At 39.3% G+C, this 21,592-nt stretch carries 24 protein-coding genes and 1 other annotated feature; of the genes, 18 read left to right on the top strand and 6 right to left on the bottom strand.

Features of this window, described 5'->3' with window-relative positions; all coding sequences use genetic code 11:
- The first annotated feature begins 4 nt into the window (after window positions 1–4).
- The 3 genes from ACIQXH_RS00735 (at window position 5) to ACIQXH_RS00725 (ending at window position 2,197) form a co-directional block, all read left to right on the top strand.
- Entirely contained in the window at window positions 5–832 is an 828-nt protein-coding gene (locus ACIQXH_RS00735; RefSeq protein WP_403079409.1) for a sulfurtransferase, read from the top strand.
- A gap of 117 nt (window positions 833–949) precedes the next feature.
- Window positions 950–1,795, top strand: a complete 846-nt coding sequence (locus ACIQXH_RS00730; RefSeq protein ID WP_402869869.1) for a 5'-3' exonuclease — start codon at window positions 950–952, stop codon at window positions 1,793–1,795.
- Window positions 1,796–1,903: 108 nt separating this feature from the next.
- Window positions 1,904–2,197 carry a DUF6123 family protein gene (locus ACIQXH_RS00725; protein ID WP_402869063.1) on the top strand — a complete coding sequence of 98 codons (294 nt, stop codon included), beginning with the start codon at window positions 1,904–1,906 and terminating at the stop codon, window positions 2,195–2,197.
- A 31-nt stretch (window positions 2,198–2,228) separates the two neighbouring features.
- Here the strand turns inward: ACIQXH_RS00725 and ACIQXH_RS00720 are convergent, their stop codons facing one another.
- Complete coding sequence (locus ACIQXH_RS00720; protein WP_402869061.1) at window positions 2,229–3,131, bottom strand: DMT family transporter; 903 nt, start codon at window positions 3,129–3,131, stop codon at window positions 2,229–2,231.
- The gene (locus tag ACIQXH_RS00715) at window positions 3,115–3,522 is read right to left on the bottom strand and encodes a reverse transcriptase-like protein (protein ID WP_402869059.1); all 408 of its coding nucleotides are present in this window, start codon (window positions 3,520–3,522) and stop codon (window positions 3,115–3,117) included. The genes ACIQXH_RS00720 and ACIQXH_RS00715 overlap by 17 nt, the downstream gene beginning before the upstream one ends.
- Before the next feature lie 256 nt (window positions 3,523–3,778).
- Here ACIQXH_RS00715 and ACIQXH_RS00710 point away from each other — a divergent pair, with 256 nt between their 5' ends.
- From ACIQXH_RS00710 to ACIQXH_RS00700, 3 genes are all read left to right on the top strand, one after another.
- Complete coding sequence (locus ACIQXH_RS00710; RefSeq protein WP_402869057.1) at window positions 3,779–4,477, top strand: ribonuclease H family protein; 699 nt, start codon at window positions 3,779–3,781, stop codon at window positions 4,475–4,477.
- Complete coding sequence (locus tag ACIQXH_RS00705) at window positions 4,455–4,646, top strand: zinc-finger domain-containing protein (RefSeq protein WP_402869055.1); 192 nt, start codon at window positions 4,455–4,457, stop codon at window positions 4,644–4,646. The genes ACIQXH_RS00710 and ACIQXH_RS00705 overlap by 23 nt, the downstream gene beginning before the upstream one ends.
- 77 nt (window positions 4,647–4,723) lie before the next feature.
- Window positions 4,724–5,719, top strand: coding sequence for an HD-GYP domain-containing protein (locus tag ACIQXH_RS00700; RefSeq protein ID WP_402869054.1), 996 nt, complete (start codon window positions 4,724–4,726; stop codon window positions 5,717–5,719).
- 18 nt (window positions 5,720–5,737) lie between these two features.
- On the opposite strand, the gene ACIQXH_RS00695 is transcribed toward ACIQXH_RS00700, so the two are convergent.
- The gene (locus ACIQXH_RS00695; RefSeq protein WP_402869867.1) at window positions 5,738–6,199 is read right to left on the bottom strand and encodes an RrF2 family transcriptional regulator; all 462 of its coding nucleotides are present in this window, start codon (window positions 6,197–6,199) and stop codon (window positions 5,738–5,740) included.
- 170 nt (window positions 6,200–6,369) lie between these two features.
- Here ACIQXH_RS00695 and hmpA point away from each other — a divergent pair, with 170 nt between their 5' ends.
- From hmpA to ACIQXH_RS00675, 4 genes are all read left to right on the top strand, one after another.
- On the top strand, window positions 6,370–7,578 hold the full coding sequence (gene hmpA, locus ACIQXH_RS00690) for an NO-inducible flavohemoprotein (protein WP_402869053.1): 1,209 nt from the start codon (window positions 6,370–6,372) through the stop codon (window positions 7,576–7,578).
- A 64-nt stretch (window positions 7,579–7,642) separates the two neighbouring features.
- Window positions 7,643–7,857, top strand: a binding site (T-box leader).
- 57 nt (window positions 7,858–7,914) lie between these two features.
- Window positions 7,915–9,003 carry a glutamate 5-kinase gene (proB, locus tag ACIQXH_RS00685; RefSeq protein ID WP_402869051.1) on the top strand — a complete coding sequence of 363 codons (1,089 nt, stop codon included), beginning with the start codon at window positions 7,915–7,917 and terminating at the stop codon, window positions 9,001–9,003.
- 28 nt (window positions 9,004–9,031) lie between these two features.
- Window positions 9,032–10,279: a glutamate-5-semialdehyde dehydrogenase gene (locus tag ACIQXH_RS00680; RefSeq protein WP_402869049.1), complete on the top strand. Its 1,248-nt coding sequence runs from the start codon at window positions 9,032–9,034 to the stop codon at window positions 10,277–10,279.
- 81 nt (window positions 10,280–10,360) lie between these two features.
- On the top strand, window positions 10,361–10,804 hold the full coding sequence (locus ACIQXH_RS00675) for a general stress protein (protein WP_402869047.1): 444 nt from the start codon (window positions 10,361–10,363) through the stop codon (window positions 10,802–10,804).
- Window positions 10,805–11,014: 210 nt separating this feature from the next.
- On the opposite strand, the gene ACIQXH_RS00670 is transcribed toward ACIQXH_RS00675, so the two are convergent.
- A complete protein-coding gene (locus ACIQXH_RS00670) occupies window positions 11,015–11,647 on the bottom strand; it encodes a LysE family transporter (protein ID WP_402869045.1) in 633 nt (210 codons plus the stop codon).
- A 210-nt stretch (window positions 11,648–11,857) separates the two neighbouring features.
- Here ACIQXH_RS00670 and ACIQXH_RS00665 point away from each other — a divergent pair, with 210 nt between their 5' ends.
- Window positions 11,858–12,490 (top strand): LysE family transporter, encoded by a 633-nt coding sequence (locus ACIQXH_RS00665; RefSeq protein ID WP_403121836.1) that lies wholly within the window; start codon window positions 11,858–11,860, stop codon window positions 12,488–12,490.
- 105 nt (window positions 12,491–12,595) lie between these two features.
- Window positions 12,596–14,011 carry an amino acid permease gene (locus ACIQXH_RS00660; RefSeq protein ID WP_403121834.1) on the top strand — a complete coding sequence of 472 codons (1,416 nt, stop codon included), beginning with the start codon at window positions 12,596–12,598 and terminating at the stop codon, window positions 14,009–14,011.
- Between the two features lie 60 nt (window positions 14,012–14,071).
- On the opposite strand, the gene ACIQXH_RS00655 is transcribed toward ACIQXH_RS00660, so the two are convergent.
- On the bottom strand, window positions 14,072–14,515 hold the full coding sequence (locus tag ACIQXH_RS00655) for a DUF5392 family protein (RefSeq protein ID WP_402869040.1): 444 nt from the start codon (window positions 14,513–14,515) through the stop codon (window positions 14,072–14,074).
- Window positions 14,516–14,907: 392 nt separating this feature from the next.
- Between ACIQXH_RS00655 and ACIQXH_RS00650 the strand changes: the two genes are divergently transcribed.
- The 6 genes from ACIQXH_RS00650 (at window position 14,908) to ACIQXH_RS00625 (ending at window position 20,264) form a co-directional block, all read left to right on the top strand.
- Entirely contained in the window at window positions 14,908–15,288 is a 381-nt protein-coding gene (locus ACIQXH_RS00650; RefSeq protein WP_402869039.1) for a hypothetical protein, read from the top strand.
- Window positions 15,278–15,736, top strand: a complete 459-nt coding sequence (locus ACIQXH_RS00645) for an aminodeoxychorismate lyase (protein WP_402956778.1) — start codon at window positions 15,278–15,280, stop codon at window positions 15,734–15,736. Before ACIQXH_RS00650 ends, ACIQXH_RS00645 begins: the two co-directional genes overlap by 11 nt.
- Window positions 15,737–15,969: 233 nt before the next feature.
- Window positions 15,970–18,141, top strand: a complete 2,172-nt coding sequence (locus ACIQXH_RS00640; protein ID WP_403121832.1) for a DNA topoisomerase III — start codon at window positions 15,970–15,972, stop codon at window positions 18,139–18,141.
- A gap of 94 nt (window positions 18,142–18,235) precedes the next feature.
- A complete protein-coding gene (mntR, locus tag ACIQXH_RS00635) occupies window positions 18,236–18,664 on the top strand; it encodes a transcriptional regulator MntR (RefSeq protein WP_402869035.1) in 429 nt (142 codons plus the stop codon).
- 209 nt (window positions 18,665–18,873) lie between these two features.
- Window positions 18,874–19,569: a class I SAM-dependent methyltransferase gene (locus tag ACIQXH_RS00630; protein ID WP_403121830.1), complete on the top strand. Its 696-nt coding sequence runs from the start codon at window positions 18,874–18,876 to the stop codon at window positions 19,567–19,569.
- On the top strand, window positions 19,569–20,264 hold the full coding sequence (locus ACIQXH_RS00625) for an AIM24 family protein (RefSeq protein ID WP_402988802.1): 696 nt from the start codon (window positions 19,569–19,571) through the stop codon (window positions 20,262–20,264). The genes ACIQXH_RS00630 and ACIQXH_RS00625 overlap by 1 nt, the downstream gene beginning before the upstream one ends.
- Window positions 20,265–20,510: 246 nt before the next feature.
- On the opposite strand, the gene metA is transcribed toward ACIQXH_RS00625, so the two are convergent.
- On the bottom strand, window positions 20,511–21,419 hold the full coding sequence (metA, locus tag ACIQXH_RS00620) for a homoserine O-acetyltransferase MetA (protein ID WP_403121828.1): 909 nt from the start codon (window positions 21,417–21,419) through the stop codon (window positions 20,511–20,513).
- Between the last annotated feature and the right edge of the window lie 173 nt (window positions 21,420–21,592).

Raw genomic sequence — 21,592 nt, 5'->3', positions numbered from 1 at the left:
TAAAATGGGATATATAATAGAGGTAGAAGAGTTAATATCCATGAGCAAATTAGAGGATGTCAGAATTTGTGATTGCCGATATAAGCTTGGGTCACCAGAAGTGGGCGGTAAAGAATACGAAAAAGAACATATTACAGGTGCCGTATATTTTGATTTAGAAAAAGACTTATCTGGACAGGTTGAAGAACATGGAGGGAGACATCCGCTTCCGAATTTGGTTCAGTTTAAAAATAAGCTAGAATCATATGGAATAACCAACGATACAATTTTAGTTGCCTATGATGGTGGGGAGGGTAGCTTCGCTTCAAGATTCGTTTGGCTGCTTTCCTATATTGGGCACCAGAATGTCTACATCCTGAATGGTGGATATCAGGCATGGAAGGATGGAGGGTACCCTTCGGATTCCAGTATACCAGAATATAAACAGGCAGAATATCGACTACACATACATGAACCCATTTTGGCTTCTTACGAAAAGGTGAAGGAGTTTAGCGAAAAGAGACCGGATGACGTGGTGTTGATAGACTCAAGGGAAACTAAACGGTTCTTAGGAATTGTAGAGCCTATCGATAAAAAGGCAGGGCACATACCGGGGGCAATCAATAAGGTATGGACGAATGTTCTTGACGGGGGATATTTCTTGAAAAGGGATGAACTGAAGAAAACATTCGAGGGTATTAGCGGTGATAAGGAAATCATCGTTTATTGTGGTTCAGGTGTGACGGCTTCTCCCAATTATATTGCACTGAAGGAAGCCGGTTTCACTAATGTCAAGGTATATGTAGGAAGCTTCAGTGACTGGATTTCCTACCCGGATAATCCTATAGGATGATTAAGTTATTTCCAATTAACAATCCTCAAAAAGGTGTACAGCTATGGTAAAATAGATATACATCATGATAGAGGTGATAAAGTGTTAACGAATGAAAAAGAACAGCAGCCTTCCTTTATGCTTGTCGATGGAATGGCACTTTTATTTAGAGCCTTTTATGCAACGGCTGTCACAGGCCAGTTTATGATTAATTCTAAAGGGGCCCCCACAAATGCTGTACAGGGTTTCTTAAAGCATATGCTCACAGCGGTAAATCATTTCTCCCCTAGTCATATTGCAGTTTGCTGGGATATGGGTAGTAAAACTTTCCGTAATGAATTATTTGATGGGTATAAGGCTAACAGAACGTCTGCCCCAGTTGAAATGATTCCACAATTCGAATTAGCGAAACAAGCGGTCGAGGCTTTTGATATTCCTAATATAGGACTTCCGGGGTATGAGGCGGATGACTGTATCGGTACCATTGCAAAAGCTTCAGCCAATCATAGTCGCGTCGGAATCCTAACGGGTGACCAAGACATGCTTCAGCTGATTGAAGATAACATTTCCGTCCTCTTACTAAAAAAGGGTTACGGCAATTATGAAGTGCATAATCCCACTAGTTTCTTTGAATGGAAAGGGATTACCCCTAGACAGATGATCGACCTTAAAGCATTGATGGGTGATACTGCGGACAATTATCCAGGTGTAAAAGGGATTGGGGAAAAAACAGCGTTGAAGTTATTGATACAATATCAAAATATTGAGGGTATCCTGGAAAATGTTGCTTCATTGACGAAGGGACAGCGGACAAAGATTGAATCAGCCCTTGATATGCTTCATTTATCAAGGCAGCTGGCGGAAATCAAATGTGATGTTCCGATATCATGTACCTTAGATCAGGCGATCTATCAATTCGATCGTGAAAAAGTCCAAAATCTTGCCAGGGATCATGAATATAAAACACTATTGCGGATGCTATAAAATGAATGAGCGAATTCCTTAATGGGGAATTCGTTTTTTATTTAAATAGGGGTTTTTGTCGAAAAATGGATAGGCAAAACCCCTAATTTACGGTAAGATGTAAAAAGTATGAATGATGGAGTGGATGCAGTAGTGGGGCAATCAACTGAAGAATATGTGAGATTTCTTGAAGGAAAAGGTTTCTCTTTCGGAGATGATGCCATAGGCTTTATTTATTTTGGCAAACGGTACACGGAAGCGAGTGATACTTTAGTCAATACGGCAATCGAATTGACCTTGAAAATCCAAAAAAAGTTTGATGGCAGTTTTTATATCTCTTTCCTTGAAAACCTAAAGCAAAATGGCATTGAAACGCGCTTTGCAGCGGTAGCGTTTGCTAAAGAACAAGGTTTACTTAAATAGGCTGGACTTCGTAAGTAGAAGTCCAGCCTATTTACGTTACTTCCCTCGGTATAGATTTTCTTTGTGGCAGTTCAGCAAGAATCATGCCGGCAAAAATGAATCCACAACCGGTTAAAGAAGCGATTGTCAATTTTTCATCAATCCATATGTATGAGGTCATTGCAGCAAATACAGGTTCCATAGAAAAAATCAAGGCAACCCTAGTGGGCGTCGTATACGCCTGAAAATAGGTTTGTGCAAAAAAAGCAAATGAGGTGGCCAAGACTGAAGTTACTAATAGGGCCGTCCAAACCTCTGGCTGTAGCATGACCTCAGCCTTGAAGACTACTGAATAATTCTCACCAAAAAGCAAGGCGGAGAGAAAGGATAAAAGGGATACCGTTCCTATTTGTATTAGCGTCAATGGAAGCGCCGGAAGGGTTTTTGCATATTTTGCGGTCGTGATGATTTGCATGGCAAAGCTGATGGCACACAGAAACACTAAGAAATCCCCGACATTCACAGATGAATGGTCAACGAATGCCATTAAGTAAAGCCCAAAAGTTGCAACAACGACTCCCAAAACCGTATTGCGTGACAGCTTCAATTTTAGGAGCACCAAAGAAAAAACGGGGACCATCACCACACTTAATCCAGTAATGAAGCCTGTCTTTGCAGGAGTCGTTAACTCTAGCCCTTTTGTTTGAAAGGCATAACCCAAGAAAAGCCAAACCCCGATATGAAGTCCTGCCAACATTGTTTCTTTATGGTATCTATTCCCTTTTTTATGTAAAGTCAAAAAATATGGTACAAGCAAAAACAGAAAGGCAATGAGAAAGCGGACAGCATTAAAGCTAAAGGGTTCGAGAAAAGAGATGGCATTTTGAACCATTACAAATGTGACACCCCAAATAAATACCACGAATAGTAAAGTTGCATCAGCAGTCTTTTTCATGTTGATCCTTATTCAGACGTATGGCCCGTCGAGCTAACTCATCCGCCGATTTATTCTCTATACTTGGTATCCATTTCACGAAAAACAACTCTAGTTGGTCGGTTAGTTTAAGTGCTTCATAAAGCAAGGGCCCGTATTTCTTTTTAGCAAACTTCTTTTCAATAGCCTGGTTAATTGCCTGGGAATCCGTTCGGAATGAGACGACTTGATAATTACTGGCAACACAAATCTCTAAAGCCTTAATTAATGCATGGTATTCCGCCTCGTGGTTTTCCATACAGCCAAGTGGAATTGAATGACGCTCTACCACACCGTTATTATTTATGAAAATGCCTGCGCCACTTGGTCCAGGGTTTCCGGCACTTGCACCATCTATATACACTTCAATCATGATGTTCCTCCTCGAGTACACAATATTAATATGATATGATTAAAACTTGTTTCCTATATCATTCTCACTTTGGAAACGAAAAATATTTTCATTTCCAAAGTGAGAAATTCGTGTTGTTTAGGGAACTACTATAAAGGAATATTATAAGAATATTTAATAGTATATTTTATATTATAGATGGTATTACGGAAAATAGGTATGAAAATTGTCGAACCTAATCGTATAAAATAGAGCGATTTTAAGGAGCTGAAAATCATTGAAAGTAATCATGCATTGGAAATATAAAACCTCCAGGAAACCTTCAGCGGATTTCACTTCAGATTGGCTTGATGCCGGAAGTGCTTTAATCATAGCTGACGACCTTGAAAAAACGGGCCGACTGAAGGACGTAGAATTCAAGGATGATTTCGATACAACATGGACGAAGAAAGAATTAAAGAAACTTTTGACAGTGGTTGAAGAGGAGCCGCAGGATGTGACGGTCTTTTTTGATGGGGGCTACCAAAAAGATCAAAAAACTGCTGGAATAGGCGTAGCCATTTATTATCGGCAGGGAAAAAAACACTTCCGCAATCGCTCGAATGTAAAGCTTGAACAATTGGAATCCAACAATGAAGCGGAGTATGCTGCATTTTATGAGGCGTTGAATCGGATGGAAGACTTGGGTGTGCATCATCAAAGCTGTTCCTTTAAAGGAGATTCCCTTGTTGTATTGAATCAATTGTCGGGAGATTGGCCATGCATGGAAGAGACCCTAAATAAATGGTTGGATCGCATAGAAGCGAAACTGGAAAAGATGAAAATCATTCCGGTCTATAAGCCAATTTCGCGGAAGGAGAATCAGGAAGCGGATCGTTTGGCAACACTCGCTCTTCAAGGTGAATCCATTTTTAGTAATTTGGAAATTATTGATCAAAGGAGTCGTAATAGCGATGAATCGGAAAAAAATATATGAAGAAGTAGAAGAGGTGATTGTATCTTACTGCCAGGATTGCTTTCTGCAAAAACAATTCCGAAAAGATAAAGGTCGTTCATATGCTCATAAGTTCTGTATATCACAGTGTACTGTGGGAGAAAAATTAAGAGAGCTGGGAAACAAACTGGTTGATGATACACAGGTATAAGAAGTGGGTCCTACTTTTTTCACAATAACATAGAATAATATGGTATTATAGGGAAAAAGAAGGAAAAGTGTGGAGCTATGAATAAAAGAAAAGGAAAGTTAAATAAAGAGTGGAAAGTACCGCTTACCATTCCCGAAATCGATTCTTTGTTGGAAGAACTGAATAAAAAGACAAAAGAAAACCAAGAGTCAGTTAGTGACCTTCATGATAAACAAAAAATGGGGGATCACCTACACCACCAAATAAACGATATTACGGTACAAATAAAGAATATATTTGATGACATACGCAAAGAAGAGAAAATTCAACGCAGGACAATTGACGGAATTCAAGCGGAAATTGTCCCAGTCATTCAAGAGGCAGCCAGGATTCCGGATATTTACTACTTATTCGAAGAAATGCAGTCCAAAAACGAATATACGTATAAGCATAATATAGGGGTCGGGATCATAGCGACCTATTTAGGGAAGAAGCTCGGATTGTCGAGTGAAAGTCTCTCCAATCTTACATTAGCGGCAACCCTTCATGATGTGGGTAAAACTAGGATACCTGAGAGTTTATTAGACAAGCCGGGGAAACTAACCTTTGCAGAATATGAAGAAATGAAACGGCATACGATTTATGGATACGAGCTACTTAAGAACATACCAGGGCTCCATCCTTCTATAGCATTGACGGCACTTCAGCACCATGAGCGTGAGGATGGGCATGGATATCCATTAAACCTGAACGGGAATAATATTTACTATCTTTCCAAAATCGTAGCAATAGCTGATGTGTTTCATGCCATGTCCTCAAATCGGGTTTATCATCAGGCCATGCCATTTTATATGGTCATCGAACAAATGAACCGAGATGTGTTCGGAAAATTCAATCCTGAAATTTTGTTGGTATTCATTAATTCCTTGATGGAAACGCTAGTGGGAAAAGAAGTCGTGCTGACGAATCAGCAGATTGGGACGATTATCATGATAAACCCATATGACCCTCTTAAAGTACTGATGAAAACCGATGCAGGTTTCGTGGATTTAAGAATGGAAAAGGAATTACAAATTGAGCGGATCATAAGTTAATGAGAAAAAGAGCCGGATTTAAATATCGGGCTCTTTGTCCTTTGGCTTTACCGAATCGAAATAGGCTTTTAGCATTACTCTATTTTCAACGAAATCGGCAATTGTATATTGATCAAGAACCTTAAGAAAAGCGTCTAAGGCATTATTAAGTACAAATTTTAAAGAACATACGGGAGAAATCACACAGTTATCATCATCTTTGAAGCATTCTACTAAGTAAAAATCTTCCTCCGTTTTACGGACCAATTCTCCAACATTTATCTCATCAGGTTTTTTTGCCAGCCGTAACCCACCATTTCGTCCGCGTACTGTCTCAATATAGCCCAATTTACCAAGGTTATAGACAATTTTCATCAGGTGGTTTTTAGATATATGATAGACTTCAGAAATCTCTTTTATATTTGTCAACGTGCTTTGTTCCTGGGAAGCTAGGTAAATCAAAACTCTTAGTGAATAATCTGAATAACTCGTTAGCCTCATGTTTTTCGCCTCACATTCTATCCCTTTGACTATATCATAAATGTGAACATTTTTTAACATCAATGCTAAAGTGCTAAAAAGAAGTATTCTAGATATTGCTTTTATCGATATTTGGTTTTAAAATAAACATGTATTTAAAATACTTGTTTATTCAAAAGAGGAGCCTAAACATGTTATCTCAAAAAACCATTGATATCATAAAATCCACCGTGCCTGTATTAGAAGTGCATGGTACTACCATTACAACTGTTTTTTATAAAAATCTTTTTGAAGCCCATCCAGAGCTATTGAATATTTTTAATCACACTAACCAGAAAAAGGGGCGTCAACAAAACGCATTAGCGAACACGGTGCTAGCTGCCGCTAAATATATCGACCAGCTTGAAACGATTTTACCGGCAGTTAAACAAATTGCTCAAAAACATAGAAGCCTTATTGTGAAACCTGAGCATTATCCTATTGTCGGAGAATACTTATTGGCTGCTATCAAGGAAGTGTTGGGTGATGCAGCTACCGAGGAGATCCTTCAAGCATGGGGAGATGCATACGGTGTCATAGCTGATGTTTTCATTAACATGGAGAAGGAAATGTATGACCAGGCATCTAACCAGAATGGGGGATGGACTGATTTCAAACCGTTTACTGTTATTAAGAAGGTACGGGAAAGTGAAGTCATAACTTCTTTCTATTTAAAATCTGCCGATGGAGAAGCTGTCCCATCATATTTACCTGGGCAATATTTAACAGTACGCATCGAAATCCAGGGTGAACAGTATTTATTCAACCGTCAATATAGTTTATCGGATGCACCAGGAAAAGAATATTTCCGTATCTCCGTCAAAAAAGAAAAAACACAAGTCTCTCCTGATGGAAGGGTCTCGAACCACCTGCACGATGCCATTCAAGTTGGGGATAGTATTGAGGCGACGGTTCCTGCAGGAGACTTTACCCTGGACTTAAAAAAACAATCACCAATTGTCTTTCTTAGCGGAGGTGTTGGAATCACGCCTTTCATGAGTATGATGCATTCCCTTGCTGACCTACAGTCTGAACGTGATGTACAATTGGTCCATGCTTGTGAGAATGGGGCAGTTCAGCCGTTTAGAGAAGAATTGGCAGGACTTTCACAAAAGCTAGTAAACTATCAATTATCGTATGTTTTCAAGAACCCTAGTAAAGAAGATCAAGATCTTCCAAACTATGAAAAACAAGGATACATGGATGTTGAGCTTTTAAGCAATCATATTAAAGCGGATGCAGATTATTATATATGTGGTCCTGTACCATTTATGAAAACGATCATCACTCACTTGAAGGAGCTAGGGGTCGATTCCGAAAAAATTCATTATGAGTTTTTCGGTCCGGCAATGCCCCTTTAAGATTTAGTAAGGCACCTGGAATGTTGTTGACATCACGACGATAATTTTGCATACTATATTAAAACAATGAACGTTGAGAGAAGATTAGTATGCGAAATATTACTGTGACAGAGAGCGGAGTTTATAGCTGGAAGACCCGCGACAGAAAAGCGCAGAACCTGCTTCTTGAGTCCTATGCAAAACATAGGCGCGAACCCTGGCGTTATTAGGTAAAGTGGGATGTATACATGTGCATCCAATGAAGGTGGTACCACGGAGAGAGCTCTTTTCGTCCTTATTTCGAGGATGAAAAGGGTTTTTTTTCATTTTTAAGATATTTATTGGAGGAAAAAATCGATGGAAAAGAAGCGCATCGTTGTAAAGATAGGAAGTAGTTCTTTAACAAACAACCAAGGTGAAATCGACCAAAAGAAATTTTCCGATCATATTCACGCAGTAGCGGCCTTACGTTCAGCTGGGCATGAAGTGGTTTTAGTTTCATCCGGAGCGGTAGCAACTGGCTTTCGTAAATTAGGTTATCCGACAAGGCCTGTTACATTAAAAGGAAAACAAGCGGCAGCCGCGGTCGGTCAAAGTCTATTGATTCAGTCCTATATGGAGCAACTGGGCCAATTCGGGATCGTCCCGGCGCAAATTTTGTTAACAAGAAATGATTTTTCGAATAAAGAACGCTATCAAAATGCCTATGCTACATTGATGGAATTGCTTGAGCGGGGGATTCTTCCGATAATTAATGAAAATGATACCGTATCCATTGCGGAACTGACATTCGGGGATAATGATATGTTATCTGCCCTTGTTAGCGGCCTTGTCCATGCGAACCAGTTAATCATCCTAACCGATATAAACGGGCTTTATGATTCTAATCCGCAGACTAATCCCATGGCTAGCAGATTCGGCCAGCTTTCTGAAATTACCGAAGAATTGCTGCAAATGGCTGAAGGTGCGGGGTCAAGTGTGGGTACGGGTGGTATGAAATCTAAGCTGATTGCAGCTCAGACAGCCCTTTCCCTGGGAGTTAAGGTGTTTATTGGATCCGGAGAGGGGAGAGAGAAACTCCTTACCATCCTAGAAGGAAACGGTGATGGCACATATATCGGCAATGAGGTCCTAACGACTGTTACCAAAAATAAGCAGTGGATTTCCCTTCATTCAAAAGTGTCAGGGGCGATTTACATCGATGAAGGTGCTGAAAAGGCTTTAGTTTCGAAAGGGTGCAGCTTATTACCTGCAGGGATATATGAGATCAAAGGGAACTTCACTAAGGGGGATGTCGTCGAAGTGTTCGGTGCCAGCGGTGTTTTGGGACGTGGAGAGGTTCTATACTCATCCTCCGAATTGAAGCAGGCGATGGGAAAGCGCACGACTGAGCTTGTCCTTTCTTCGATAGAAGTCATCCATCGTGATAAATGGGTGAAAGCTTAATCAAAAAAATTCAAGGGGGTTTATGGATATGAGTGAAGTGTTAGCAAAAGGAAAAGCGGCCAAGAGCGCAAGTTATCAGCTGATCGGCCTGTCTACTGAAGTGAAAAATGAGGCACTTGAAAAAGTAGCTCAACGCCTGGTCTTAGATAAGGAATACATTTTGGCCGAAAACAAAAAGGATCTAGATATGGGCCGCCAAAAAGGAATGAATGAATCGGTATTGGACCGCATCATGCTGAATGGAAAACGGATTGAAGATATGGCGGCGGCCATTCGCCTTTTAGTTGACTTAAAAGATCCAGTTGGCGAAGAACTAGAAACGATTGAAAAGGATAATGGCTTATTGATTAAAAAGCTACGAGTTCCGATTGGGGTCATTGGCATGATTTATGAAGCAAGGCCGAATGTGACCATAGATGCTGCGACTTTATCTTTGAAAACGGGTAATGCAGTCATCTTACGTGGTAGTTCATCTGCCAAATCTTCTAATAAGGCCTTGGTTTCGTCTATCCACAAGGCATTAGAGGGTACAGCCATCCCCGTGGATGCCGTTCAACTAATTGAAGACACCAGTCGTGAAACGGCTAAAGAGCTATTCCATCTTAACGATTATTTAGATGTCTTGATTCCTCGGGGAGGAAAGAATTTAATTGAAACCGTCATGAAAGAGTCAAGTGTTCCGGTTCTTGAAACCGGGGCAGGCAATTGTCATATTTTCATTGATGAAACGGCTGATCCGGCTATGGCGGAGAAGGTAGTCTTGAACGGAAAAACTCAGCGCCCTTCCGTGTGCAATGCCATTGAAAGTTTGCTAGTTCATGAAAATTGGTTTGAAAGCCATGGACATCGTTTATTAGAAGCCTTGGATGAAAGAGGTATAGAGATATTTGGGGATGATACGGTCTGTGCCGCTTTTTCACCAGCCAAAATGGCGACGGAAGAAGATTGGTCCGCTGAATATTTAGCACTGAAAATCAGTGTGAAAATTATCAAGGATGTATCTGATGCCATCGAACATATTAATCGTTATGGTACGAAGCATTCCGAAGCGATCCTTACCAACGACGATTCAAATGCGGCGACCTTCTTGAAAAAGGTAGATGCAGCCGCTGTTTATCATAATGCTTCGACACGCTTTACAGACGGTTTCGAATTCGGATACGGTGCCGAAATTGGCATTTCCACGCAAAAACTTCATGCTCGTGGACCTATGGGGTTACCTGCCTTGACCTCAAGCAAGTATTTTATATATGGTCAAGGTCAAATAAGAGAGTAGAAGCATTCTAGTTCATGATGATTAGTAAAGCATTTTAACGGGTAATGGTATAGTACATTACTTTTTAAAGGAGCAGATACCATGGACAAGAGATTTATAGAAATTTTTAATAATGAAAATGAAGCAATGGTAGCAGTTGAACAGTTAAAGAAAGAAGGATATACATCCGATCAGATTTCAGTTGTGGCAAAAGATAGTAAGAATTTGTCTAATGAAATTGAAGAAGTGAGTCCTACTAAAACGGATGGATTTATAGCGGGTGCAACGGCGGGAGGGGCAGTTGGTTTAACTGGTCTACTTATTGGAATGAGTGCACTTGCAGTACCTGGCATCGGACCAATTTTGGCCGCAGGCCCGTTATTTGCCACATTTGGTGGAGCTGCTGCAGGTGCAGCATCAGGTGCAGGTGGATTGGAAAAACCATTAATGGATTTTGGATTGGATAAGGCTGAAGCAAAACAGTATGTAGAGGATATCAAGGCTGGGAAAATCTTGGTCGTTGCAGATACTCATTTAGATAAATGACAGATAGATTAACTATTGAGAAATACATACCAGAACGTTTCTGTTTCTATGTTAGGAATGTTAGTACTTAGAGGATGCTTAGGCATTCTCTTTTTTTGTGCGTACAGGTTGTTTCGGGCACTTGAGTGAAACAAAATGTCAGGCTATACCTACACCTGACATGGAAGAAGAGGCACTCTTATTATCATTGTTTACGAAAGGTAATGACTCTTATGTAAATAAAAGCTTTGCTGCTTGAATGGAAAAGTATATACCGATTCCTATTAAAGAAACTCCCGATATTATCGAAATGCCTGTGAGTATAGGTTTCGATAAAAATCGTCTAAGGGAACTGGAGACGATAGCCATCGTGAAATCCCATAATAAAAGTCCAAGAAGAATTCCCAAGCTATAAATGAGTAAATGAGACATATCATATTTTAAAACGGAGTTTGCAAGTACCGAACCATAAATACCTAACCAAAACAAAATGGATAAAGGGTTCGAAAGCGACATAATGAACCCAGATAAGAATGAAGAAGCAAGTCGGTCATTGGACTTTTGATTATTCACTTCAATCTTTCCAGCGCTTAGGAGGCTTTCAATCCCTGTATAAGTCAGAACGAAAAATCCAAAAATCCATAAAAACGTCTTCAGGAAGGAGTTGTCCATAAAATGGATAAAACCAAAAAAGACAAGGGCTATAAAGACAGTATCCGCTAAAATGGCGCCCCAGCCGAAAATCCAGGCATGGAAAAACCCTTTCTTAATTCCAATGTCCAATTGAGCAGCATTAATAGGACCGATAGGAACCGCTATTGACAAGCCTAAGAATACGTAGCTTAAAAAAACAACTAAATCCAAAGTATCACCTCTTCGTCGATATGTCTTAATTTGAATGTATTCAAACGAGCGGACTCTCAAACCAACTTTTTTATAATCCTAAAAAGCTTGGTCAGAAGGGATGGAAAACCTTTGGATCCATGTGAGCAATATATTCCAGGTAAAGGTAATAGGTTGGGGATTTTCACATAGAATGTACAAGTTATTACCTAAACGAATGGAGGGATGCTTTTGAGTGTACATTTACTTTTAAGTTACTTCTTTTTAGGAATAACCCTTGCTGCCCCAATTGGTCCGGTAAATTCCGCTCGAATAGATAAAGGAATCAAGAATGGATTTTGGCATGCGTGGATTGTTGGGGCAGGATCCATGATAGCAGATGCCATTTTCATGATTTTAGTTTATATTGGCATGGTAAGGTTCTTAGAGATACCAGTCGTTCAAATTTTCCTTTGGCTCTTTGGTGGATTCATTCTCATTTATACGGGGGTCGAAAGCGTTGTACAGTCCAACAAAATAACCTTAAATCAATATAGAAATAGGGATTCCTTATTTTCCTGTTTTTTAACCGGGTTCATTATGTCGGTGACCAGTCCATTATCCATTTTGTTTTGGTTAGGGATATACGGGTCGATTTTAGCTAAAACCGCAACCAGTTATGGTACGTCGCAGGTATTCATTTATAGCGGGATGATATTTCTGGGCCTCACTTGCTGGGATTTTTTTGTAGCCTTATTGACGAATGGGTTTAGGAGATTTTTAACAGAAAGAAGCTTAAGGGTCATATCCATCACTTCGGGTGCATCACTTTTAGGCTTTGGTGGTTATTTTGCTTATCAAGGCATTAAAGCCATCGTTTCATAAGGTTCTAAATCTCTTTACCGCGTTTCTATTTCATTATGGAACTTCTTTCTAACATAATTCATTGTAGGTTTATTCATACTATGGATGATGGAAGGGGGAATTCTTATGAAAACAGAAGCCAATTGCAGCTCAGCAAAAGGGAATGCCGCTAAAAACTCTGTTTCAAGTGAACAACAAGGTGACATGAAATGGTGGCAGCTATCCTTAGTCGGTGTCGGATGCACGATTGGGACAGGGTATTTTCTAGGTTCGACAATAGGAATTAAAACAACTGGGCCATCCATTGTGTTTTCCTTTGTATTGGCTGCGTTAGGTACATATATCGTATATAATCTGCTTGCTAAAATGACAGCTGCAGACCCTCAAAAGGGTTCATTTTGTTATTATGCTAATAAAGCATTCGGAAGATGGGCTGGCTTTAGCAGTGGCTGGAATTATTGGTCCTCTAATATTTTGATAATGGGTAGCCAGCTAACAGCACTTTCTCTCCTCTCTCAATTTTGGTTTCCAAAGGTGCCATTATGGCTATTTGCCTCTGGATTCGCGCTTGTTTCAATAGTGGTCGTTTTGCTGGGAACAAAGGGTTTTGACAGAGTTGAAAACATCCTTGCAGTTATCAAGACAGCGGCTATCTTCATGTTTATCATCATTGCCATATGTGCGGTAGTTGGTTGGTTTGGATTAGATGGTGGAAAGCCGCCTTCATTTCCGAATACGTACCATGAATTATTTCCAAAAAGGATGAAAGGTTTTTGGACATCGCTCATTTATGCTTTTTATGCATTTGGCGGCATTGAAGTGATAGGGCTGATGGCAATGCAATTGAAAAAGAAAGAAGATGCGCAAAAGGCAGGAACCATCATGCTTTTAGTTCTGACCATCATCTATGTAATATCTTTAGGATTAGCCGTGACAATGGTTTCGATGGAAGCATTCAGTGAAAAGGAAAGTCCCTTTGTAACAGCCATTGATAGTTATCATCTTACATTCTTTCCACATGTTTTTAATGGAGCCATCATCATAGCGGGCTTTTCAACGATGACCGCTTCATTATTTGGGGTAACCAATTTGTTGGTGACACTTGCGGATGATGGAAATGCCCCTTCATTTTTCATGAAGAAGATAAAGAAGTTTAAAGACCTTCCGTTACCTTCTCTCGTTCTGGCAGCCATAGGGCTCCTGGGGTCCATTATTACAGCTTTACTACTGCCAGGAAAGATTTATGAATACATTACAACATCAGCTGGTATCTTACTTTTGTATAATTGGGGTTTCATCATACTTTCTTCGCTTAAAATTCTCGAACATAAATTGTGGAGTAAAGTCATTGCTATTTTCGGGATTGTTTTAATACTTATAACAGTTAGTGGAACCCTTCTTGAAAAGGAGATACGTCCTGGATTCTTCATCAGTTTAATATTCATCATAATCATCGGGCTTGCTACCATTTATATGAAGTTAAAGGTTTGGAATAAGGACAAGGCGATGACGGCGAGGGCAAAAAGATCGGAACTAGATTAAAAAATGGAACCTGACTTATCATGTCGGGTTCCATTTTTTGTTTAGATTTTGTTAACGGATTTAACTATGGGAGGAGTTGTTCTTTCTTTGTTCTTCTTCGGCCAGAAACTCAATAAAAACATTCATCGCTAAAAAAGGGTGTTCATTCACTTTTTGATAATAATTATTTTTTCTTGCATCCGTTAGATAGGTACTTTTTTTCATTCTCTCAAGGACAAACTTTTGGCTCATTTTCACTATTTCTTTTTGGTTGTGTTTATTTTCTTTCATTAAAGCAAATCCTATTGCACCTATTAGTGCATAAATACATAGTGCTATTTTAGAAATAGGATAAGAATCATTCATAAACAAGAGGAAAAAAAGGTTTATAACGGAAAATCCTATCATTACGGTGGAGAAGAAACCATACTTCATATTTTTCTTCAATAAGGGATTTAATTTCATTTGGATTTTCTTCAATTCACTTTGCATTGAGTGTGGAATATTCTTGACCTTTATATTCATCGTATCCTCCTTTAGTAATCGCTGCTGCTAGTTTTTCCTTCTATATAAAAAGATCATCCATTAATATAATCATTTTAAAAAATCTTTCATAGTAATTCGTGATTACATACATTCTAACGTGTAAAAAATTATTTGTCATTTATTATACGTTAAAGCGGGGACACGAGAAATGGCTAGTAAGAGTGAGAAAGAGTAGAAGAATCTTAGGGATTGGAAAATGGGGGATTATACATGAAAATCTTTAATAATTTAGTAATCACGTATTTTTTTGTCATAAATACATGACTTTTGTTCTGTTTTATCAAGGTTCGGCTAATTAAAATCGAGTTTTCGACTAAATCCAGCTATAATGAGTAAGCTAGAAGGATTTATAAGGTTAAGGAGGAAATAGAATGATGTCATGGACGTTAGCCATTTTGTTTGGTGTGGCAGTTTTACTCTTCATTTTTTCGTTTATAAAGACGGATTCGATGAAAGTAGAACAGCAAATTGAACAGGTTACAAGTACTTTTGGAGACGAAGTAAGCCAATTACAAATGCAAATAAGAAGTCTTGAGATAGATGCTGAAATAATGGCACAAGAAGCAGGTTTACTGTCTGGACCCCCTGAGAAGTGGATTTTGTTGCACGATGTACTAGATTTATATAAACGTGGATATTCAATCGATAGCATAGCAGCAAAAAAAGAACGATCTATTGAAGACATAGAAAACCTACTTGCTCCTTACATAAAAGCAAAGAACGAAAGGAGAAAAGTTGTCAATGACATCTAAATCGATGCGCAGCTTTGCCGGTGGCATTCTTGTTGCAGCAGGTATATGCGGAGCAGTATATTTCTTCGATTCTGAAGAAACGGCTAGCACAAAAACAGTAGAAAAATTATCTGATGATGAGATGAAAAACAAGTTAACTTCTGAAGGGTATGTCATTCATACCGAAAAAGAATATCAAGAGCAACTTGATGAATTGAAAGCCAACCAGGAGGTAGCTGAAAAAGGGACGAGCGAAAAGATTATTTATCGGACGGTCCTGAAAGTTACCAAAGGCATGACCAGCATTGATGTTGGTAAACATCTTAAACGGTCGAAAATCATCCCGAATGCCCAAGATTTCTTTAATGAAGTCGAAAAGAAGGGCAAGGCGAACAATTTACGTCCGGGTTCTTATGTGATAGATAGTGAAATGGAGACTGAGGAAATAATCTCTATTATCTTTAAGTAAGCATATTAATGAAGCAACTCATATGAAAAGCCGACTATCAAATGGATAGTCGGCCTTTTATGTCGTCTACAAATGCCATATCATTTTCGAACTGACTACCTGACTGCAGCAGGATAGTTCAATGTTTTCAAATGGGGACCTGGGACAAAAGCGACCCCCTATCTTTCCGATTTTCATAATTAAGGTATAATATAAGTGTGAAAGTATTTTGTAACGGATTAGGTGAAGAGAATATGAAGCTGATCATTGCCGAGAAACCTGATCAAGGTTCAACATTGGCAGCTCAATTTAAATCGAAGAAACAGCAAGGATATATAGAAATCATGCCAAACGAGCTTTTCCCCGATGGCGCTTATGTAACGTGGGCAGTCGGTCATTTATGTCAACTAGTATCACCGGAAACCTATCATTCTAACTGGAAAAAATGGTCGATTGATACCCTGCCGATGATACCGGATAAATTTCAATACGAAGTGACCCGCCAAAAGGCCAAACAGTTCAATGTGGTCAAGACTTTGCTGAGTAAACCGAATGTTGATGAAATCATTCATGCTGGGGATGCTGGTCGCGAAGGGGAATTGATTGTACGTAATATCATTTCACTATGTCATGTCAAAAAGCCGATGAAACGTTTGTGGATTTCCTCACTGACTCCAAAGGCCATATATGAAGGGTTTCAAAATCTAATCAGTGAAGAGAAAACCAGGCCACTTTATCATGAAGCGTATACGCGTGCTTGTGCGGATTGGGTAGTAGGCATGAATGCATCAAGGGTATATAGCATTCTCTTGAAAAAAAAGGGTGTATCGGATGTATTTTCAGCAGGTCGCGTTCAGACCCCAACCCTTGCTTTGATAGTCAAAAGGGAATTGGAAATCGAACGGTTCAAATCAGAACCGTTTTGGGAAGTATTTGCAGACTTCAAGATGGATGGAAAGAAGTATCAGGGAAAATGGCAACAAAATAATGATTCGAGAATCCAGACTAAAGAGATGGCAGAGAAAATAGCTGCATTTTGTAAGGGAAAAGAAGCTGAAATTGCCGATATGACAACGGAAAGAAAAGAGTTTCAGCCTCCGCTCTTATTTAATCTGTCGTCATTGCAAGCAACTGTGAATAAGCTCTATAAGTACTCACCTAAAAAAACCCTGGATATCGTTCAAAGTTTATACCAAAAAGGAATTGTATCCTATCCACGGTCGGATTCCAACTATGTCACTAAAGGCGAAGCTGAAACATTTCCGGACATTATGCAAAAATTAAGTGGATTTTCAGAATATCAACCCTTTTTCCCGTTACCTATCTCCAGTATCAGCGACAATAAACGATTTGTTAACGAAAAAAAAGTTACGGATCACTATGCCATCATTCCGACAGAACAGGTTGTAGATCCAAAACGACTTTCCGGTGAGGAACGTAATATATATGATTTAGTGGTACGAAGACTGATTGCGGCACATTATGAAAAAGCCATTTTTGATTACACGACGATCAAGACAAAGGTCGAGAAGAGGGCCGAGTTCATTTCAAAGGGTAAACAACAGATTCAAGAAGGGTGGCGTAAGGTCATTTTTCAAGATGAGAAAGATGATGATGTTCTTTTACCCCTCCTTAAACAAGGCGATTCTGGGCTAGTGTCCAAGGTAAAAGTGAAAGAAGGAAAAACCCAGCCACCGAAGCGTTATACAGAGGGTCAGCTAATAACCTTGATGAAAACGGCGGGAAAGCATCTGGAAAATGAAGAGCTTGAAAAGGTCCTGATGAAAACAGAAGGCTTAGGAACCGAAGCGACACGTGCGGGGATCATTACCATGCTGAAAGATCGAAAATATATTGATGTTAAGAAAAACCAGGTATTTGCAACCGATAAAGGGAAGGTTCTCATTACAGCAATTGGCGAGAAAATCCTTGCTTCTCCAGAAATGACGGCTAAATGGGAGCAGCGCCTAAGGGAAATCGGGGAAGGTAAGGCTTCCGCGGGTGCTTTCATGGAAGCCGTTAAAAAGATGTCCACAAAGATTATTAGCGATGCCGTTGAGTCTTGTGAAGCCTGGGACTTTCAAGGTCTAGATATCGATTCGATTCAAAGACCGGGTTTTAAGAAAAAAAGTGTGACATCAGTAGGAAGTTGCAAGAAATGTGGTGCTAAAGTTGTCGATAAAGGGGAATTCTATGGATGTGCAAGTTATCAGAAAACCAAATGTAACTTTACCGTCTCAAAAAAAATCCTTAATAAAAAAATCAGTCAGGTCAATGTTAAAAAGCTTTTATCCCATGGAGAAACCGATGTGATCAGTGGTTTCAAAAAAGGGGACAAGACGTTTGATGCTGCTTTAATTTGGTCTGATACCGAGAAGAAGGTAATTTTTAAATTTATATCGGATCAACCAGTTAAGCAAAATTAAGCGTTTCTACCATGCCCTGAGACGATATAATCTTGTTTCAGGGTCGTTTTTATAGTAAGATTTTTAGATATGCGTTTGAATGGGAGGATTCCTGATGCCTACACCGAGCATGGAGGATTACATAGAACAGATATATTTACTTATAGAAGAAAAAGGATATGCAAGGGTTTCGGATATTGCTGAAAACCTATCTGTACATCCTTCTTCAGTGACGAAGATGGTACAAAAGCTAGACCACGAAAAGTATTTAATCTATGAGAAGTATCGTGGTTTGGTTTTGACAGCAAATGGTAAAAAAGTGGGTAAACGACTTGTTTACCGTCATGAATTATTGGAGCAGATGCTACGATTGATAGGGGTCAAGGAAGAAAATATCTACCATGATGTTGAAGGAATCGAGCATCACCTGAGCTGGAATGCGATAGACCGAATTGGTGACCTTGTAGAATTCTTTGAGGAATCACCTAGCCGGGTTGAGGATTTAAGAAATATACAAAAGAAAAATGAAGAAAATGCAAAATAAGCTGCCATGGGCAGTTTTTTTTTGCTCTAAAACCATCATTCGTTTCTTAAATAAGCAACCACATGACGGGGAAAAGAGGATTTTTAGTCTTAAAACAGAATAGCTATTATAAAGGGGATATTTTGAAATACCATAAAATATATCCATTTAAATCATGAAAAAGGTGCGATCAGTAAATCTGAAAAACTATGTGAAATGGGGAATGACATTTGAATGTAAAAACTTGGCATAAAGAAGCAGAAAAGAAATGGGATGTTTTTGCCCCGACATGGGCGAAGAATTCACAGGAAATGTGGGAGACCGGTAGTCGTAAAAAGATCATCCCTTTCTTTTCCGAGTATGTGGAGTCGGGATCGAAGGTTGTGGATATAGGTTGCGGAGACGGAGTCGGTTCTTCAAAACTCGCCCAAGCCGGTTACGCTGTTACAGGTGTGGACCTTTCAACCGTCATGGTTGAATTGGCTAAGGAAAATGCCGACCAACAACCCGGCCTTTCTTTTACTCAAGGAGATTTTTACAGTCTCCCATTTAAGGATGATGAAATGGATGCCGCTTTGGTGATCAATTCACTTGAATATACTGGTGAGCCACTGACGGTGATGAAGGAAATACATCGAATTATAAAGCCCGGGGGATATGTATGTTTTGGAATACTAGGACCTACGGCGGAGCCTCGTAAAAAATTTAGTTACCAACGGTTATTTGGTGAAGATGTGATCATGAATACGATGCAGGCCTGGGAATTTGAAAAGCTTGCACTATCTACTGGTTGGAAGCTAGTCGCTGAGACTGGTGTTGAAAAAAGAGGGGTGGACTACTCCAAGCTAGGTCACTTTTCAAAAGAATTGAAACAATCCGTTTCATTTATGTGGCTCTTCCTCTTTCAAAAAGAAGGTATTCAATGATGGAAAAATATCATATCAATCAATTTGTCGAAAAAACGAAACAGCAGGATAAGGGCCAGGGATTATTTGAACTGGAGACGGAACGAATTCTTGAAATCAATCTCGAACAACAAATCTGGGCCAAAATGGGGACGATGATTTCATACCGGGGCAGTATTAAGTTCGAACGAGAAGGCATGCTGGAGCATGGGATTGGAAAATTATTTAAGAAAGCCTTTACTGGTGAAGGTACCTCTTTAATGAAAGCGACAGGGAAAGGGAAGCTATATGTGGCCGACCAAGGAAAGAAGATTTCGATTATACAATTGAATGGAGAGGCCATTTGTATAAACGGCAATGATTTACTTGCCTTTGAATCAAGTGTGAAATGGGACATTAAAATGATGAGACGCATTGCCGGATTGTTGGCTGGTGGATTGTTCAATGTCAGGCTTGAAGGAAATGGGATGGTTGCGTTCACATCACACTACGAACCCCTCACTTTACTTGTTGAAGAGGGAAAGCCAGTCTATACAGATCCAAATGCGACCGTCGCCTGGTCAGGGAACTTACAGCCAGACTTCGTAACGGATGTATCCTTGAAATCATTTTTTGGGAGAGGAAGCGGAGAGTCAGTTCAGATGAAATTCGAAGGACAGGGGTTTATTGTTGTCCAGCCCTATGAAGAAGTATATTTTGGCGATAAAGAGTCTTAAAAAGTAAAATTAGATTCCTTTTTTTATGATAATAGAAGAGTAGTAAATGAATGATTTGAGAATGAAGAAAAAGGATGAGTAGATACACGTTTGCATTTAACAGACATAGGTATTCAATATCATTTCATTCTAGTGCGAAATAAAAAAATCCTGAGTTTCTCATCAGGATTTTTCATTAGACAGATGTGTGGCAGGTTCCCCCAAAAAGGGCAATCAACGGACAAAGACCCTTTTTTTCTTTCGCTTTCAATCCCAATCATATGGCGTGGATTGATAGACGTAATAATTGAGCCAGTTGGAAAACATGAGGCTACAGTGACTTTTCCAACGATGCAACGGAGTTTTAGATGGGTCATTATCCGGAAAGTAGTTTTCGGGGAGCTGGGTTTCGATTCCGCGCTCAATATCGCGTTTATATTCGTCACCGAGCGTTCCCGCATCATACTCGAAATGACCAGTCACCATAATTCTCTTTGAATCGGTTGAAGCGGCTATTAACACACCGGCTTGATCTGATTGTGCTAAGATTTTCAGTTCGGGATGATTCACTAACTTTTGATAATCTATGTCAGTATAGCGAGAATGAGGAGCCAAGAAATAATCGTCGAAGCCACGGACGAGGTCTTCATTCGGTTCAAGAACCTCATGTTTATAGATGCCAAAGCATTTTTCCGGAAGCTCATATTTACCTATACCATAATGGTGGTATAGAGCTGCTTGAGCCCCCCAACAAATATGTAGGGTGGATGTGACATTTTTGCTTGACCAGTTCATGATATCTTTTAATTCTTCCCAATAATTAACTTCTTGAAAGTCCATCTTTTCGACAGGTGCTCCCGTGATGATCATCCCATCATATTTTTTTGAACGAATGTCTGCAAAAGAATTATAAAATTGATTTAAATGAAATTTACTTGTGTTTTTGGATTCATGGGTACTCAAACCCAGAAATGATATATTTACTTGAATAGGCGTGTTGCCAAGAAAACGCAGTAACTGTGCCTCTGTTTTTTCTTTTTCAGGCATAAGGTTTAAAATCAATATATTTAATGGCCGGATTTCCTGGCTGATTGCCCGTTCCTCATCCATTACAAAGATGTTCTCTTCTTCTAAAATCTCTTTAGCTGGCAGGTGTCTTGGTATTTTGATTGGCATAGTTAGCTTTGCCTCCTTTGTGAAATCATAATATTTCAATTATATAGAAAATTTAAAAATAGAAAAGCAATTTTTTTATTTTTTTAGATCCTCATAAGAATTTTGTAGAATGGTAAAATGATGATGAGTTATATAAAACTTGTTTATGACAGTTAAGAATCTAGAAGAGGGGT

The organism is Peribacillus sp. NPDC097225 (genome assembly GCF_044761955.1).
Taxonomy (GTDB): Bacteria; Bacillota; Bacilli; order Bacillales; family DSM-1321; genus Peribacillus.
The sequence above is the reverse complement of the archived record's forward strand: the minus strand, read 5'-3'. Positions and strand labels throughout refer to the sequence as shown.